Source organism: Maribacter sp. 1_2014MBL_MicDiv (assembly GCF_001865655.1).
Taxonomy (GTDB): Bacteria; Bacteroidota; Bacteroidia; order Flavobacteriales; family Flavobacteriaceae; genus Maribacter; species Maribacter dokdonensis.
The window spans coordinates 2,377,496-2,395,724 of record NZ_CP011318.1 but is presented as its reverse complement, the minus strand read 5'-3'; the positions used below and the strand labels follow the sequence as shown (position 1 = coordinate 2,395,724).

Genomic DNA, 18,229 nt, shown 5'->3' with positions numbered 1-18,229 from the left:
GCTTTTAGCTCCCTTTTTCTTTACCCCTTTTCAAGGATAAAAATTATTTCTTTAATAAATACAAGTAATCTTCAAAATCGATTTTTCCTCCAAAAATAGCTACTGAACGCTCAATAACCTTATCTGCTTTATCACCGGTAAAACCAAGACCAATAGCATACTTTTTAATTAGAATTCTTTCTTCATCATCAATTTCATGATCAGAATAAACAATTCTAAATAGGTCATATAAACGCTCCAATCTTTTTTCGGAATCTGGCGTTGAATCTATTGGATATTTATTTTCTTTCTTAAAAACCTCCTCATACTCAGATTTGGTGATATCTAGTTTCGTAGCAAAACGATCTAGCATTTTTCTTTCCTCTGTACTAATTTCACCGTCTACTGACGCTAAAGTTGCCAAAGCTGCAAAGTGGGCCAAATTTCTTCTGTGCTCACCGCTAGTATATAAATCTGCAAAAGACATATCTTATTTTTTAATTATTGAGCAAATATAATTTTTTTAGAGGTCATAGTTTACTTTGACATCAACTTTGTTAAAATACAAAATTTGTAACTTGACAATGCTATGAAAACTCCCTTATTACAATTTACCAACAATGGTATTTTTTGCGAAAAAGCCAATGTATACCTAGATCCGTGGAAACCGGTAGACCACGCCATAATCTCACATGGGCATGCAGACCATAGTAGATATGGTCATAAGAAATATATAACCCACCACCGCAACGTACCAATTATTCAACATCGTTTAGGTGAAATAAATGTTACCGGAAAAGAATGGGGAGAAGTCTTCACGGTCAATAATGTAAAGTTTAGTCTTCATCCAGCAGGGCATATTATTGGCTCGTCACAGATTAGGGTAGAACATAAAGATGAAGTTTGGGTTTTTACAGGAGATTATAAAACTGAAAATGATGGTATTTCCACACCGTATGAACCTATAAAATGTAACACCTTTATCACAGAATGTACTTTTGGACTACCTGCATTTAAATGGACACCCCAAGAAGAAGTTCTAGCAAACATCAATAAATGGTGGGCAGAAAATAGCGCTGAAGGTAAAACATCCATACTTTTTGGATATAGTCTAGGCAAAGCACAACGATTATTAAAGTACCTAGATACCGACATAGGAGAAATATACACCCATGGCGCCATTGAAAATATGACCCAGGTACTTAGACCGATGGTAGATTTTCCCAAGACCACTTTAATTACCAGAGACACCAAAAAAGAGCAGCTATTGGGCAACATCGTTTTAGCACCACCAAGTGCCCATGGTAGTACTTGGATCAGAAAAATGGTACCCTATGTTACTGCTTCCGCAAGCGGATGGATGACCTTTAGGGGAGCAAGACGAAGAAGGGCTATTGACAAAGGTTTTGTTTTAAGCGATCATTGCGATTGGCCCGGTCTTTTAGAAAGTATTGAAGCTACAGGCGCCGAAAAAATTATCTGTACACATGGCTATACCGATATATTCTCGAAATATTTACGGGAACAAGGATATGATGCCCGTACGGAAGCTACGCAATATGGTGAAGAAGAAACAGAAGCTGCATTAGCTTCAAAATCGACAGCATCTGTATGAGAAATTTTGCACAGCTTATAAAAACCTTGGATAGTACCAACAAAACTACGGTTAAGGTACAGGCATTGACCGACTATTTTCTTAAAGCCGATGATGCCGATAAGGTTTGGACCATAGCAATTTTATCGCATCGCAGACCACCTAGACCGGTAAATACAACGTTATTAAGAACTTGGGCTTCAGAATTGGCTAACATTCCATTGTGGTTATTTGAAGAAAGCTATCATATTGTTGGTGATCTCGCAGAAACCATAGCATTGGTCATTCCTGCAGCCGACCAATCATCGGACAAAAGTTTAACCGATTTTCTTCAAGAAATGATTGCCCTTAAAAAGAAGACAGAGGAAGAAAAAAGAGCGTATCTCTACGAAAATTGGAGTGTTTTAAACTATTACGAACGGTTTGTGTTCACTAAACTGATTACTGGCGGATTCAGAATTGGGGTAAGTCAAAAACTAATGACACGTGCCCTTGCAAAAGCCACCCAAATTGATGAAGATATTCTAGCCTATAAATTAATGGGCAATTGGGACCCGAATAAAATAACTTTTCAGCAATTGGTTTTAGAGGAAAATGAGAGCGATTACCTTTCAAAACCTTACCCTTTTTATTTGGCTTATGCCATTGAAGGTGAAGTATCAGACCTAGGCGATATACAAGAATGGTCTGCAGAACATAAATGGGACGGAATTCGTTCTCAAGTGATCTTAAGAAACAATGAATTATTTGTTTGGAGCCGTGGTGAAGAATTGGTAACGGATAAGTATCCCGAATTTGAAAAATTCATAGGCGTTATTCCAAACGGTACGGTCATAGATGGTGAAATTCTCCCTTTTTCAAAAGGTGGTATTGGCACCTTTAACGATTTACAAACCCGCATTGGTAGGAAAAACGTAACCGCCGCACTTTTAAAAAAAGTTCCGGTAATCTTAAAAGCATATGATATTCTTGAATGGGAAGGAGAAGATATTCGCCAATTACCTTTTGTAGAACGTAGAGAAATTTTAGAACATCTTTTTAAAAATGTCACTGAGCATAGCCGAAGTGAAGACATTGAGCAAAGCCAAAGTGGGGTTACTGAGCGTAGCCGAAGTGATGTTCCCCTTCACCTCTCTAAAACCATATATTTTAATTCATGGGAAGAGATGGCTGAAGAAAGAGACCGCTCTCGCGAAATGCACAGTGAAGGCTTAATGTTAAAAAGAAAAGATTCGCCCTATTTAGTCGGTCGTAAGAAAGGCGATTGGTGGAAATGGAAAGTTGACCCACTGACCATAGATGCTGTTCTTACCTATGCCATGCGCGGTCATGGTAGGCGAAGTAATCTTTTTACAGATTATACTTTTGCCCTTTGGAAGGATAATGAAGAAGGAGAAAAAGAACTGGTAACCTTTGCAAAAGCATATTCCGGATTAACCGATGCGGAATTTAGAAAACTTGATGCTTGGATAAAGAAAAATACTTTAGAAAGATTTGGACCCGTTCGTAGTGTTACTCCGCATCACGTGTTTGAAATCGCCTTTGAGGGTATAGCATTATCCAAACGACATAAAAGTGGTGTTGCTACCCGTTTTCCCAGAATGCTACGCTGGAGAAAAGATAAAAACATCCATGAAGCAAATACCTTGGGTGATTTGAAGGGATTAATTCCGAGCGAAGCGAAGGAATCTGTTAAATAAAAAACGAAAAATTAATTTATATCTGTTGATTTCACAAGCCTAAATAAAATGAAAGGATATGTCTATATAACAACCAATAAAAATAAAACAGTTCTTTATGTTGGAGCTACAGATGATATTAAAAGAAGAATAAATGAACATAAAAGCAGAATATATCCAGATGCTTTCACCAAGAAATACAATTGCGATATACTAGTTTATTTTGAGGAATTTGAAAATGTGGAAGATGCATTTAAAAGAGAATTGAAATTAAAAGCTGGCAATCGGAAAAAAAAGGAAGAGTTAATAAACTCAATGAATCCTGAATGGGGTGATCTTTCCATTAATTGGTTAGATGATAACTTTAAGTTTCGGAACAAAAAATAAAATTCAAGAATAAATTAAACAGATTGCTTCGCTTTACTCGCAATGGTAAAAAGACAAGAATTCTACGATATAGCAGAAAACTGGTTTCAGGAACAAAACTGGAAACCCTTCAAGTTTCAAAAAGATACCTGGAAAGCCTTTTTACAAGGTAAAGACGGACTATTAAATGCTCCAACCGGTAGTGGTAAAACCTATGCCTTATGGTTTCCCATTGTTTTAAATTACATTAAGAGCAATCCTAACTACAAGACCAAACATAAAAAAGGGCTAAAAGCTATTTGGATAACGCCATTACGTGCATTATCGCAAGAAATTAAGCAATCGGCAGAACGTATTACGCAAGACCTGGACACACAGATGACCGTGGGTATTCGCTCTGGAGATACTACGACCAAAGAGCGGGCGCAACAAAAAAAGAATATGCCCGATCTGCTGATCACCACTCCAGAAAGTCTCCAGTTACTGCTTGCTACAAAAGGTTATGACAAAATTTTTAAAGACTGCTCGGCAATTGTAGTAGATGAATGGCATGAAATTTTAGGCACAAAACGTGGCGTACAAATGGAACTTGCTTTATCACGTTTAAAAAATATATCCTCACAATTAAGAATTTGGGGCATCTCTGCAACCATTGGCAATCTAGAACAGGCACGAGATGTTTTGTTGGGCATTGATTCTAAAACGATAAAAAACTCGGTGCTCATAAAAGCCAAACTCAACAAAAAAATTACGGTTAAAAGTATTATTCCCAAAAAAATGGAAACCTTTCCATGGCGCGGTCATTTGGGTTTACACCTTTTGGAAGATGTTGTCCCCATCATCAATAATAGCAAGACCACTTTACTCTTTACCAATACCCGCAGCCAATGTGAAATTTGGTTTCAAAAAATCTTGGAAAAGCACCCTGAATATGCGGGAGAAATGGCAATGCACCATGGCAGCATTAATAAAGAAACTCGCGTTTGGGTTGAAAATGCAATTCGCAATGAACAGTTGAAAGCAGTGGTTTGCACCTCAAGTTTAGATCTTGGAGTAGATTTTGCCCCTGTAGAAACGGTAGTACAGATTGGAGGACCCAAAGGTGTTGCTCGTTTTTTACAACGTGCCGGTCGCAGTGGTCATAGTCCCGGTAAGGAAAGTGTCATTTATTTTTTACCCACACACGCCATTGAGCTTATTGAAGCATCGGCTTTACAAAAAGCGGTAAAAATGAATTCTGTTGAAGACCGTATACCCTACCTTAACAGCTATGATGTGCTATTGCAATATTTGACCACCTTGGCCATATCTGACGGATTCTACCCTAAAGAAATTTTTCAAGAAGTAAAGCAAACTTTTTGCTACCAAACGCTGACCGAAAACCAATGGCAATGGTTATTGAATTTTTTGGTGATGGGCAGTCAAAGCCTACAAAGTTATGATGAATACAAAAAGGTAGAAATTGAGGAGGATGGCAAATTTAAGGTCAATAACCGTGGTGTTGCCATGCGGCACCGTTTTCAAATAGGTACTATTGTTGGCGATGTAAACTTATCTGTTAAATATCAAAAAGGAGGATATATAGGGTCTATAGAAGAGTTTTTTGTTTCTAAACTCAACAAAGGCGATGTGTTTACATTTGCCGGTAGAAATCTAGAATTCATCCGAATAAAAGAAATGACGGTGCAGGTGCGCAATAGCAACAAAAAAACCAACAAAATTTCTAGTTGGATGGGGAGCCGACTCACCCTTTCCGCACAAATGTCAGAATTATTGCGAAATGAATTATACAGTTCAGGCGAACCAATAAAAAATCAATCTGAAGAAATAAGGGCATTGGCTCCACTTTTTGAAAGACAAAGACGAGATAGTATTGTACCCAAACCATCAGAATTTTTAATTGAAACCTTTAAGACCAGAGACGGGTATCACCACCTCTTCTACCCTTTTGAAGGCAGATTTGTTCATGAAGCCATGGGCAGTCTTTTAGGATATCGCATAAGTTTACTATCCCCTATTACATTCTCTTTGGCATTTAATGATTATGGTTTTGAACTATTATCCGACCAACCCATAGACATTCAGCAAGTACTGGACAATGACCTGTTCACTACAGATTTTATGCTGGATGATCTGCAAAAAAGTCTGAATGCCACAGAAATGGCTCGCCGAAGATTTAGGGATGTTGCCATTATAAGTGGTATGGTCTTTACCGGATACCCAAAAAAAGGTATTAAAATGAAACACTTGCAAAGCAGTTCTCAGCTATTGTTCGATGTCTTTAGGGATTACGAACCAGAAAATTTACTCTTCCAACAAGCCTTTACCGAAACCTTTGAGCACCAGTTGGAAGAAGGGCGATTACGATTATCCTTAGAAAGAATTGCCACGCAAGAAATTGTTTGGAAAGCGTGCAAGCAACCCACACCATTCTCCTTCCCGTTAATTACAGAACGTGTTGGGCGCGAAAAACTATCTAGTGAAAAATTAGCAGACCGAATTAAAAAAATGGCAGCCTTATTGATGAAGAAATAGGTAATTTTGCAGTAATGACCCACACTATTATTCTAAAAGACCACACCTTTAAAATGCATTTCTCAGGTGCTTTATTTTGGGAAGAGCACTCCATACTTTTAATTAGTGATGTGCATTTGGGCAAAGTTTCCCATTTTAGAAAATATGGCGCTGCGGTACCACAACAAGCCGTACAGCAAAATTTTGAAGCGTTAACAGCGGTCGTTGAACATTTTAAACCAAAAACGATTGTTTTTTTAGGAGATTTATTCCATTCTGCCTTAAATACAGAATGGCTGTTATTTGAAAATTGGGTACAAAAAACCGCTCAAGAAATAATTTTAGTTAGTGGTAATCACGATATAATTTCTCCGCTTAAATATGAAGCGCTAAATATTAAGGTAATTCCAGAATTAACGCTTGATTCTTTTTTACTTACACATCATCCAGAGGAGCGCGATGGTTTCTTCAATTTTTCAGGGCATATTCATCCTGCCATTAAATTGAGTGGATTAGGTAGGCAATCGGTACGTTTACCATGCTTCTACAAAACGGAACATCAAATGATATTACCTGCTTTTGGAGAGTTTACGGGCACCTATACCCTAGAACCTTGTGAGGGCTGTGAAGTCTATGCCCTTATGGGTGATGCCGTATTACCCGTACCTATAAAAGAGGTGAAAAAAAAGCGGTTTAAACGAAAATAGTCCATTTAATACGCTAAAGGGCATACCTTTATAGAATATCTATGATATTTTTATAGGGATGAAAAAAAAGTTATCCATACTTAATTTGGTATCTGTTGTTTTGGTAATTGCCGTGAATTATATTTCACAAGCCTTTTCACTTAACGACACCACTATAGGTGAAATGAGTAGGCGTTATTACAACTTGTTTACCCCTGCCGGATATGCTTTTGCCATATGGGGCATTATATTTCTAGGCTTACTGGGCTATGGTATTTTTCAAGTAAAGAGAGCCTTCTACAGTAACAAAAAAAGCAATTTTATAGAACAGACTGGGTATTGGTTCTTTATAGCCAATATATTGAACTGTTGTTGGGTGTTTGCCTTTATGTACAATTACACAGGATTTTCAGTAATTATCATGCTCGGGATATTACTGTCACTGATAAAAATAATTCTTAATACAAATATGGAACGTTGGGACGCCCCAATTTCCACAGTAGCCTTTGTTTGGTGGCCTATATGTTTTTATAGTGGATGGATTTCTGTAGCCACCATAGCCAACATTGCGGCATATTTAAGTAAACTAGATTGGAACGGGGGCATACTTTCTGAACAAGCCTGGACGATCAATATGATTGTAGCGGCTACGATCATTAATCTATTGATGATTTGGAAAAGAAACATGCGAGAGTTTGCCTTGGTTGGTGTTTGGGCATTATTTGCCATTTTTATAAGACACAACGGGTCCAATATGTACATTGCCTATGCGGCTATTACAGGTGTTATTATACTTTTTGTTGCAATTACCATTCATGCCATGAAAAATCATGAGACCAACCCATTTAAAAAACTGAAAGAAAGATTGAGCGGTAAGAATTAAACCATACTCTTAATATCATTTACCCACGAAGGATACGTAAAAATAGTCGACTTAATATCCCTATCTGTCATTTTATTATTTATAGCCATGGTAAAAATGTTTATGGTCTCACCAGCATTAGGACCAATTAAGTGAGCCCCAACAATCTCTCTTGTTCTTTCGTTTAAGATTACCTTGTAGGCATACAACGGTGCATTTATGCGCTTGGCATTGAACCAATTTGTAGACACCTCATAATTAACAATGATATTTTTATATCTAGCACGGGCTTCTTCTTCAGAATAACCTACGGTAGCCAAATTTGGTAAGGTAAAAACAACAGAAGGTACTACAGGTACTTCCAATTCTTTTTTATTTCCGTTGATAATATTCTCTGCAACTACATAACCTTGTCTTCCAGAAAGAGGGGTCAAAGGCAAATTTTTGTCAGACACATCTCCGCAGGCATAAACATTGACATTGCTCTTACTTTGCAAAAAGTCATTGGTAACTACTCCGCTATCTGTAAAATCAACATTACCCTTATCCAAATCTAGCTCAGCCAATGCCGGTACACGACCTGCAGTATTAAAAATCATATGGGCTTCAATAATTTTTATATCACCTTTTACCTCATAGCTTAAAATATGTTTCTTTCGTTTCTTTTTAAGTGAAGTTGGTTTCGCCTCAAAAATGAAAGTAATACCTAAAGATTCAGAATACTTTTTCAGCGCTTTAACCAAGTCTGGATCAAATGCATGTAATGGTCGTTTACCCGTATCTACAACAGTGACCTTTGCTCCTGCGCGTGCCGCCATGTGGGCAAATTCCATCCCAATGTAACCACCACCAACAAAAACAATATGCTCTGGCAATTTTTTAAGGTTCAGAAAATCATCACTATTCTTAAAATGTTTTGAGCCCTTAATTTCTATTTTTCTAGGTACTTGCCCTGTAGCAATCACAATTTTTTGGGCACTTATTTTTTTTCCCTCCACCAGTAACGTTCGCTCATCAATAAACTTTGGAGATTGGTGAAAGAGGTGAATACCTTTCTCTTTTAAAACCCGCTCTGTAGCAACAGGCACGTTAACAGTAAAATTACGTTTATACTTTTGCAACTTGCCCCAGTTAATTTTAGGTGTTTTGGCAACGCCTTTCCCCTTCAAATTTTTACTAAGTTCATAAGCCTCCATTGCCCCTAATAGTATTTTTTTGGGATCACAACCTCTGTTTGCACAAGTACCTCCAAACTCACGGTTATCGGCTATAGCAACTTTTAAACCAGCCTCTACGCATGATTTTGCCACGGTTTGCCCGGCGATACCACTTCCTATTACAAAAACATCAAATGCATTCTCTTCCATAAACCTTACTTTATTAGCTACATCACAATTTCCAACTTTTTAAGGGTAATGTGTAGCCCATATGTGATAATAATGAGTGGTATCCATTAATTAGGTATACGTATATTTGCAAAAATTTAAACTGTTGAGTCATTCTTCTATCCAACAACGGTATGCCCAGTCTCCCCAAATAGGGAAACTGCAAAACGCTATTGCCGAATCTGAACAATCAGGAACAAAAAATATTCAACTGAAAGGTCTTGTAGGATCATCGTTATCCTTTGTACTTTCTAGTATTTTCGAATCTGAAGACCGACCGTTTTTGGCGATATTCAATGATAAGGAAGAGGCGGCCTACTACCTTAATGATCTAGAACGGCTAATTGGTGAAGACCATGTGCTATTCTACCCGGGCAGTTATAGAAGACCTTACCAAATTGAAGAAACAGACAATGCCAATGTGCTTTTACGGGCAGAGGTATTGAACAGAATAAATTCCAGAAAAAAACCTGCGGTAATTGTCACCTACCCAGATGCGCTGTTCGAAAAAGTGGTCACCAGAAAAGAATTGGACAAGAATACCCTAAAAATGAAGTTAGGGGATACGCTTTCTTTAGACTTTTTAAATGAAATACTTTTTGAGTATAAGTTTAAACGCGTAGATTTCATAACAGAACCTGGTGAGTTTTCAGTTAGGGGCGGTATTGTTGATGTCTATTCGTTTTCTAACGATGAACCCTATAGAATTGAATTTTTTGGAGATGAAATAGACAGCATTCGTACTTTCGATGTTGAGTCGCAGCTTTCAAAAGAGAAAATAAAATCAATTACCATAGTGCCAAATATGGCAGATAAGTTTTTGGTTGAAAAACGCCAAAGCTTTTTAACCTATGTTGCCTCTAAAACATTGGTATTTGCTAAAAACACCGATTTATTATATGACCGATTAGATGATTTCTTCGGCAAGGCAAAGGAAGCATTCACAAAACTCTCAAAAGATATAAAACATACCGAGCCCGAAGAACTTTTTATGGGTGGTAATGAATTTAGGAAGCAACTTTCCGGTTTTACGGTTTTAAGTCAAGATGCCCATAAAGATGCGCCCAACCTTGTTGAATTTCACTCAAAACCTCAACCATCTTTCAACAAAAAATTCGATTTATTAATCGAAAACTTAAATGGTTATAAAGACAAAGAATACACCAATTTTATATTCTGTGCCAGTGAACAACAGGCAAAACGTTTTCATGACATTTTTGAAGAAGTAAACCAACAAGTTCATTACCAAACCATTGTTTCGCCCCTTTTTCAAGGCTTTATAGATGACGACCAAAAACTGGTTTGCTATACTGACCATCAAATATTTGAACGTTACCATAAATTCCACTTAAAGAACGGTTATGCCAAAAAACAGGCCATAACGTTAAAAGAGCTGAACAAGCTTGAAATTGGTGATTATGTAACCCATATTGACCACGGAATTGGAAAATTCGGCGGATTACAAAAAATAGATGTTGAAGGTAAAAAGCAAGAAGCCATTAAATTAATGTATGGCGAGCGAGATATTTTATACGTAAGCATACATTCTTTACATAAAATATCCAAGTTCAACGGTAAGGATGGTGCTCCGCCAAAAATTTACAAACTTGGTTCTGGTGCGTGGAAAAAAATAAAGGATAAGACCAAATCCAGGGTCAAGAAAATTGCCTTCAACCTTATTAAGGTCTATGCAAAAAGAAGATTGGAAAAAGGGTTCCAATATAATCCAGACAGTTATTTACAGAATGAACTAGAAGCTTCGTTCATCTACGAAGACACGCCCGATCAAAGTTCAGCTACCGAAGACGTAAAGCGCGATATGGAAAGTGAACGCCCTATGGACCGTTTAATATGTGGCGATGTAGGTTTCGGTAAAACCGAGGTAGCCATAAGGGCCGCGTTTAAAGCAGTGGATAATGGCAAGCAAGTTGCTGTTTTGGTACCAACTACTATTTTGGCTTTTCAACATCATAGAACTTTTTCCGAACGTTTAAAAGATATGCCGGTAACCGTAGATTATTTAAATAGGTTTAGAACGGCAAAAGAGAAAAAAGAGACCATTCAGCGTTTAGGTGAGGGCAAAGTAGATATTATTATTGGTACGCATCAACTGGTCAACAAAAATGTCCAATTCAAAGATTTGGGACTTTTAATAGTAGATGAAGAACAAAAATTTGGGGTTGCCGTAAAAGACAAATTAAAATCAATTAAAGAAAATGTAGATGTTTTAACGTTAACGGCTACGCCAATACCAAGAACACTTCAGTTTAGTTTAATGGCAGCCAGAGATTTATCTACCATAACCACAGCACCACCAAATAGGTACCCTATTGAAAGTCAGGTAATCCGTTTTAACGAAGAAACTATTAGGGATGCGGTAAGCTATGAGATTGAAAGAGGTGGACAAGTCTTCTTTATTCACAACCGTATTGAAAACATAAAAGAAGTGGCCGGTATGATCCAAAGATTGGTACCCGATGCAAAAGTAGGTATTGGTCACGGTCAAATGGACGGCAAAAAACTAGAGGCGTTAATGCTTGGTTTTATGAACAGTGAATTTGACGTTCTGGTTTCAACAACAATTGTGGAAAGCGGTTTAGATGTAACCAATGCCAATACAATTTTCATTAACAACGCCAATAACTTTGGTCTAAGTGATTTACACCAAATGCGTGGTAGAGTTGGTCGTGGTAATAAAAAGGCATTCTGCTATTTTATTACACCGCCGTACGAAGTAATGACAACCGATGCCCGCAAACGAATTGAGGCTTTGGAACAATTTACAGAACTGGGCAGTGGTTTTAACATTGCCATGAAAGATTTGGAGATTAGAGGCGCGGGAGACCTATTAGGTGGTGAGCAAAGCGGATTTATCAATGAAATTGGTTTTGAAACCTATCAAAAAATTCTTGCCGAAGCCATAGAAGAACTAAAAGAAAATGAATTTAAAGACCTTTATGATGAAGTTGAAGGCAAGCAAGAAAAGATATTTGTAAAAGAAACACAGATAGATTCTGATTTTGAATTACTCTTCCCGGATGACTACATCAATAATATAACAGAAAGACTAACGTTATATACAGAACTGAATCAAGTAAAGGATGAGGAAGCCCTTCAAAAATTTGAAGCACAGCTTGTAGACCGTTTTGGCGAATTGCCCGATGAAGCTCAAGATTTACTGAATTCAGTACGTATAAAATGGATTGCTAACAGCATTGGTTTAGAGAAAATTGTAATGAAACAAGGTAAAATGATCGGTTATTTTATAAGTGACCAACAATCGGCCTTTTATCAAACTTCAACATTTACCAAAGTATTACAATATGTACAATCACATGCTCAGCAATGCAAGATTAAAGAAAAACAGACCCGTAACGGTCTAAGACTTTTATTGGTTTTTGATAGTATAAGATCAATTGACAGGGCTTATTTAGCATTAAGACCCTTTGAAAGTAAAGAAAAAACAACAGTATAAAATGGAATTTGACATCTCAGAAAAATTGGCAATCGTCCATCTTATAGACTCTGTAATCATTGCAGACGGTAAAGTACATGAAGGTGAAATTAATGCCCTTAGCAAATTAATGCCCATTATTGACTTTGATAGTAATTTCTTAATTCAGGCACGTACCATAGACATTGATCAAAGTGTACTTATTCTAAAGGAAATGACTGAAGATAAAAAAAGTAAACTGGCAGAAATCTTAGAAGAAGTCGCTATTTCAGATGGCTATGTGCATGAAAAGGAAAGTGATGTAATACGTCATGTATTTTCAGAGATAGGCGTTTCTAAAAAAGCTTAATCATATCCTGTTACAATAATTGTGTTGACTCTATATTATTTTATTATCCGTAGCAACTTATGTATCTTAACGGTAGAATTTAAATAAACCGTTTTGAACCACACCATAGTTTCTACACAAGAAATGCAAACTGTATTGGCGACTTTGTTCACCAAATACAATTTTCCACAAGAACAGGCAAAAACATTGGCCCGTATACATACCGAAAGTACAATTGATGGCATATATTCCCATGGTATCAATAGAATACCCGTATTTATAGATTACTTAAAAAAGGGGTTAATTAATATAGACACCACAGCAAGTAAAGTTACTGCTATGGGAAGTATAGAAAGATGGGATGGCAACCGTGCATCTGGCGTACTCAACGCCATAAAATGTACGAACAGGGCTGTTGATATGGCTAAAACGCACGGCATGGGCTTAGTTGCCCTTAGAAATACCAATCATTGGATGCGCGGTGGCACTTATGCCTGGCAAGCAGCTGAAAAAGGATGCATCTCTATACTTTTTACAAACACCATACCTAATATGCCAGCTTGGGGCGGAAAAGAAAATAGAATTGGCAATAACCCATTAGTCATTGGTATTCCACGTAAAAATGGACATGTAGTTTTAGACATGGCACTATCACAATATTCTTTCGGAAAAATGCAAAGTTTAGCTTTAAACGACCAAGATTTACCCTTTGACGGTGGATGGGATAATGACGGAAATTTAAGTAAAGACCCAAAAGCCATTATTGATTCTGGTAAGGCATTGCCCGTTGGCTATTGGAAAGGATCTGCACTATCAATGATTTTAGATATGTTGGCCACTTTATTGTCAGCAGGAAACTCAACGTATAAAATAGGCTTAGAAAAAGATGAAACCGCGTTATCACAAGTATTTCTATGCATAGACCCATCAACCTTTAAGGATACAGAAATTCAAGAAAAACTGCTAAACGAAATTATTGGTTTTGCCCATGACAGCAGTCCAATCTCAAAGGGAGACAGAACCTACTACCCTGGGGAACGAACTTTAAAACAAAGGTCAAAATCCATTAAAGAAGGAATGCAGGTCAACACGGTAATATGGAAAAAAATTCTTGAGCTTATTGCGTAAACAATTAATTGTCAAGTGTATAATTTTATACCTTTAACTGTTTCACCATCAATGTAATGCTCATGAAAAAAGTTCTACTCCCACTTCTCGCCTTATTGATTGTTTGCTCTTGTAAAGAAGTATCTAAGGGCAAAGCACCTGAGAAAGCTATAATCAAAAACAAAATAATTACCACAACTGCAAAAGCAAGAATAGACTCGGTACTCAACGCTTTCGTACAATCTGGAAATATTGCCGGTGCTTCTGCACTCATTTTTGAAAATGGAGAAGAGGTATATTATAATGCTTTTGGTTATGCCGATATCGCCTTAGAAAAACCAATGCAAAGAAATACTATAGTTCAAATATACTCCATGACAAAGCCCATTACGGGTACGGCTCTAATGACTTTATTTGAGCAGGGAAAATTCAAACTGGATGACCCTTTGTCAAAGTACATTCCCGAGGTTGAAAATATGACCGTGTATGCTGGTGTAGATGAAAATGGCAAAATGAAAACCGTACCACTAAAGAGAGAAATTTCCATTAGAGATCTAACCAGGCATACCGCTGGTTTTCCCAACAGGGACGACATTCCTGGCTTAAGCAAGTTATTTCGTAAGGCAGATGCTATGAATAGAGAAAATACACTTACTCAAATGGCGGAAAAAATGGCAAAAGTACCTTTATGGTTTCAGCCAGGTGCACAATGGGAATATGGTCCCAGTGTAGATGTACAAGCTTTATTGGTAGAAAGAATTTCAGGAATCCCCTACGGTGTATACGTACAACAACATGTATTATCTCCTTTAAAAATGGATGAAACCAGATATTTCATACCTAAAAAAGATAGAGATAGATTCTCAAAATTATATATTAGAAAAGGTGAAGGTGAGTTAGTTAAAGATACTACAACCTACAGTAATTATACAGCACATTGGCCACTTACACGTGGTGGCTCTGGACTTACCTCAACCTTAGATGATTATATGCGTTTTGCACAAATGCTAGTCCATCAAGGAAGTTTAGATAGCGTACAGGTATTACAACCAGAAACGGTAAAACTTATGACTACCAACCACTTGCCTGATAGTGTTACCAAACGTTCTTGGTTGCCCAGCAAAGGTCAGGTCGGTTTTGGCATTGACTTTGCCGTTAGGGTGGCACCACCAAAAACGCCAGAAGAAAATAACGGTGTGGTTGGCGAATTTTATTGGGACGGTGCAGCGTCTACCTTATTTTGGGTGGACCCCGTAAATCAATTAACGGCTGTATTGTTCGTACAACTTTTTCCTTATGACCAGATAGGGTTACATAAGCAATTTAGAGATGCAGTATATGGTCCTTACCCCATTTAAATTAATATAGCTTCTAAAATATTAGTGAATAACTAGTAGTTAAAGTCAATAAGATATCCTCTTGTTTTTCTTATCTTTCAGCTCCAAAAAAAAGTACATGGAGTTTGAAGATTTTGTAAAAGCGGCCTTTGTAAAAATGATTTATGAGGTTATAGAGGCAGACGGTAAAATTCACCCCGCGGAATTAGAAACCTTAAACAAACTAAAGAACATTATCGGTTTTGATAATAAATTTTTAGAACGTGCAAAGAAATTGGACTATGACAATGCCTTAATAACCCTTTATAATTTGCCCCATGATCAAAAGAACGCTTTGGCCCAAATTTTAGATGAGGTTGCTATATCAGACGGTGCCATTCATAAAAAAGAAATGGATCTAATCATAGAAACATTTATAAATATAGGCTTAGGCGAAGAAACGGAATAACTAAAAGTATGATGAATTACACAAAGGAAGAAAAGCTAGCTGTGGTAAAAATGGTTGACTATGTTATTTTAGCCGATAGCAAGGTTGCTCCTGCAGAAATGCAATTTCTTACCCAACTAATGGATCGCTTTACTTTTGACAGTTTCTTTATAGGTGAAGCCCGAAATTTAAATAAAGATTTAGCCTATAAGATTTTAAGTACAATGTCCCTGCCCAAAAAAAAGGCTCTTGCCCAACTCTTAGATGAAGTTGCATTATCAGATGGCTTTGTACATGAAAAAGAAATATTAAAAATTTCAGAGGCTCTTGGCCACATGGAAATTGAAAAAGAATTATCATAACCTTTTCAAAATTAAAGCTTTCAATTGCGGGTCTATTAGTACTTTTATACCGTGAATATTAAAATCTTCACTTCGTCAATGACCAAAACAATACCTTTTAAATCAACATCTTTATTTACCGGTGCTAGCAAGGTAATTGGTATAATAATTGTTTTTTAATTCAGCATGAGAGTATTTTTACGTTTTTGCATCTTTTTTATTACCATAAGTATACAAGCGCAAGGTTCTATAAGCGGCAATTTTTCCCCGGCAAAAGATTTTAAATGGCTCATTGCCTATGAGCTCACCCCCAATGGTGAACGTTACAGTAAAGACACCGCTGTTAAAGAGGGTGCATTTACTTTAGAAATGCCCGTGACCGCACAGGCAGGCATGTACAGACTAGTTTATGCAGTACCACAAGATGAGTTTTATATTGATATCATCTATGATAAAAAAGAAGAGGTAAAATTCAATTTTGACCTTCAAGATGGGTTGACCATAACCAACTCAATAGAAAATAAATGGTACAATGAATATTTTTCAAAAATAACAACTGCTCAAGACCGTTTATTGGAATATTATGAGCTAGGCAAAGATTCAAAAAAAGAATACATGGCCCTTCTTAAAGACTTACAAACACTACAAGATACATACGAGGAGAACCATGCCAATACTATTGCTCATAAATTCATAAAGGCCAACCGTAGTTATTTACCTACGGAATATGAGAATCTAGAAACCTTCCTGAAAAATAAAAAACAGCATCATTTTGATCATTTAACTATCAATGATCCTATACTACAGGGCTCTAATTTTTTGACCGATAAATTTGCCAGTTACGTTTTCTCAGCATTACCGGTGAATATTACCACCAAAGAACAATTAATTACAGAAGTCATTAAAAATGTAAATGTTACCGCTTCTAAGATTGCGAATACATCTACAGGTTTTCAAGTAAGATCATTTCACCAATTATGGAATATTGCGGATGCCAACGGTATGGCAGAAGTTCAAGATTACATTTTTAAAAATTATTTGAAAAAAGCAGCAATAGCTAACAATGACCAAAAACTTGTAGATGAACTAGAAATGGCTTCACGGTTAAGAATTGGTGCAATATCTCCTAATATAACCTGGGAAATCAATGGTAAGAAGAAATCACTTTCGACCATTGACCCAGCAGAAAACTACTTACTTATTTTTTGGAGCAGCACATGTTCTCACTGTCTAAAAGAACTACCTACACTTCATAAAGAACTTAAAGAATATGAAGATTTAAAGGTAATAGCCGTTGGTTTAGAGGACGATGCCATTAATTGGAAAAAAGTATCTGCCACATTACCTGCATTTAACCACGCCATTGCTTTAGGCAAATGGGAAAGTGATTATGCCAAAACCTTTGGTATTCAAAGTACACCAACCTATTTTATCTTGGATAGCGAAAAGCGATTTTTAGCTAAACCAGAATCTGATAAAGAGGTGGTTGAATTTCTAGAAAATTAAAGAGATTTTAAATCCTTAATAGTTTTGAATGCCATATCTACTTGTTCGTCATTAACAAGAATAGTGAACTCATTGGTTGTAGAAATTACTTCATAAAGTACAATGCCTTCCCAAGCCAAGCGCTGAAAAATAAAATAATATATTCCGGGTACCGAAACATTTTCAGCAGGTAATTTTACCGTTATGGAAGAAAGTTCCTCTGCTTTTTGTGTACATTTTTCATCCTTAAAAAGCTTTTCAACCGTTTTGTCCATCACATTGCTAATAACAATGTTTATTTCGTTAACACCACGGCTAGAGGTATAAAATACATCTTGGTTATCGTTGATCTCTTCAAGAAGCTTAGCTTGGTGCACCAATATTTTGTCCGATGCCAAAAAAGTATAATCGGTCAAAGAAGACCTTACGGTAATCTCACCAATATTCTTTAATACTTTAAGAATTTTGTGGGTTGCTCTAAATTCCAGGTCATCGGACAAGCGTTTTAGTGCCATTACAATTGCACCATTACGAATATCCTTACCTAATTCATGCTCAATTTCTGGTTTTACTATTCTAGATAGCGATGTAAGATTGATGATTCCCTGAGCAAGAGCACTTTGCAAAAATGGTTTTTTCTTGATGTACTCTTCAACGACTGACGATATTGTTTTCATTTTTATAA

The 18,229-nt window shown here is 36.8% G+C and carries 16 protein-coding genes; 13 read left to right on the top strand and 3 right to left on the bottom strand.

What is annotated here, in order from left to right:
• Positions 1 to 43: 43 nt before the first annotated feature.
• Positions 44 to 466, bottom strand: a complete 423-nt coding sequence (locus tag YQ22_RS10065; protein ID WP_058104129.1) for a tellurite resistance TerB family protein — start codon at positions 464 to 466, stop codon at positions 44 to 46.
• Positions 467 to 568: 102 nt separating this feature from the next.
• Here YQ22_RS10065 and YQ22_RS10060 point away from each other — a divergent pair, with 102 nt between their 5' ends.
• The 6 genes from YQ22_RS10060 to YQ22_RS10035 are packed head-to-tail and all read left to right on the top strand — an operon-like array spanning position 569 to position 7,701.
• Complete coding sequence (locus YQ22_RS10060; RefSeq protein WP_071341095.1) at positions 569 to 1,594, top strand: ligase-associated DNA damage response exonuclease; 1,026 nt, start codon at positions 569 to 571, stop codon at positions 1,592 to 1,594.
• A complete protein-coding gene (locus YQ22_RS10055) occupies positions 1,591 to 3,273 on the top strand; it encodes an ATP-dependent DNA ligase (RefSeq protein ID WP_071341094.1) in 1,683 nt (560 codons plus the stop codon). Before YQ22_RS10060 ends, YQ22_RS10055 begins: the two co-directional genes overlap by 4 nt.
• 48 nt (positions 3,274 to 3,321) lie before the next feature.
• On the top strand, positions 3,322 to 3,639 hold the full coding sequence (locus YQ22_RS10050) for a GIY-YIG nuclease family protein (protein WP_071341093.1): 318 nt from the start codon (positions 3,322 to 3,324) through the stop codon (positions 3,637 to 3,639).
• A gap of 42 nt (positions 3,640 to 3,681) precedes the next feature.
• A complete protein-coding gene (locus tag YQ22_RS10045) occupies positions 3,682 to 6,153 on the top strand; it encodes a ligase-associated DNA damage response DEXH box helicase (RefSeq protein WP_071341092.1) in 2,472 nt (823 codons plus the stop codon).
• A gap of 14 nt (positions 6,154 to 6,167) precedes the next feature.
• Positions 6,168 to 6,839: a ligase-associated DNA damage response endonuclease PdeM gene (pdeM, locus tag YQ22_RS10040; protein WP_071341091.1), complete on the top strand. Its 672-nt coding sequence runs from the start codon at positions 6,168 to 6,170 to the stop codon at positions 6,837 to 6,839.
• Positions 6,840 to 6,897: 58 nt separating this feature from the next.
• Positions 6,898 to 7,701, top strand: a complete 804-nt coding sequence (locus YQ22_RS10035) for a hypothetical protein (protein ID WP_071341090.1) — start codon at positions 6,898 to 6,900, stop codon at positions 7,699 to 7,701.
• Here the strand turns inward: YQ22_RS10035 and YQ22_RS10030 are convergent.
• On the bottom strand, positions 7,698 to 9,047 hold the full coding sequence (locus tag YQ22_RS10030) for a dihydrolipoyl dehydrogenase family protein (protein ID WP_071341089.1): 1,350 nt from the start codon (positions 9,045 to 9,047) through the stop codon (positions 7,698 to 7,700). The genes YQ22_RS10035 and YQ22_RS10030 overlap by 4 nt on opposite strands.
• A 124-nt stretch (positions 9,048 to 9,171) precedes the next feature.
• Between YQ22_RS10030 and mfd the strand changes: the two genes are divergently transcribed.
• The 7 genes from mfd (at position 9,172) to YQ22_RS09995 (ending at position 17,565) form a co-directional block, all read left to right on the top strand.
• Complete coding sequence (gene mfd / locus YQ22_RS10025) at positions 9,172 to 12,540, top strand: transcription-repair coupling factor (protein WP_071341088.1); 3,369 nt, start codon at positions 9,172 to 9,174, stop codon at positions 12,538 to 12,540.
• 1 nt (position 12,541) lies between these two features.
• Positions 12,542 to 12,868, top strand: coding sequence for a TerB family tellurite resistance protein (locus YQ22_RS10020; protein ID WP_071341087.1), 327 nt, complete (start codon positions 12,542 to 12,544; stop codon positions 12,866 to 12,868).
• Between the two features lie 93 nt (positions 12,869 to 12,961).
• Positions 12,962 to 13,975, top strand: coding sequence for a 3-dehydro-L-gulonate 2-dehydrogenase (gene yiaK, locus YQ22_RS10015; RefSeq protein ID WP_198033479.1), 1,014 nt, complete (start codon positions 12,962 to 12,964; stop codon positions 13,973 to 13,975).
• Positions 13,976 to 14,037: 62 nt separating this feature from the next.
• A complete protein-coding gene (locus YQ22_RS10010) occupies positions 14,038 to 15,312 on the top strand; it encodes a serine hydrolase domain-containing protein (RefSeq protein ID WP_071341085.1) in 1,275 nt (424 codons plus the stop codon).
• Positions 15,313 to 15,409: 97 nt separating this feature from the next.
• Positions 15,410 to 15,739 carry a hypothetical protein gene (locus YQ22_RS10005; protein WP_071341084.1) on the top strand — a complete coding sequence of 110 codons (330 nt, stop codon included), beginning with the start codon at positions 15,410 to 15,412 and terminating at the stop codon, positions 15,737 to 15,739.
• Positions 15,740 to 15,747: 8 nt separating this feature from the next.
• Positions 15,748 to 16,080 carry a tellurite resistance TerB family protein gene (locus tag YQ22_RS10000; RefSeq protein ID WP_071341083.1) on the top strand — a complete coding sequence of 111 codons (333 nt, stop codon included), beginning with the start codon at positions 15,748 to 15,750 and terminating at the stop codon, positions 16,078 to 16,080.
• 165 nt (positions 16,081 to 16,245) lie between these two features.
• Entirely contained in the window at positions 16,246 to 17,565 is a 1,320-nt protein-coding gene (locus YQ22_RS09995; protein WP_071341082.1) for a TlpA family protein disulfide reductase, read from the top strand.
• Here YQ22_RS09995 and YQ22_RS09990 read toward each other — a convergent pair.
• A complete protein-coding gene (locus YQ22_RS09990; protein WP_058104143.1) occupies positions 17,562 to 18,221 on the bottom strand; it encodes a hypothetical protein in 660 nt (219 codons plus the stop codon). The genes YQ22_RS09995 and YQ22_RS09990 overlap by 4 nt on opposite strands.
• Positions 18,222 to 18,229 lie beyond the last annotated feature (8 nt).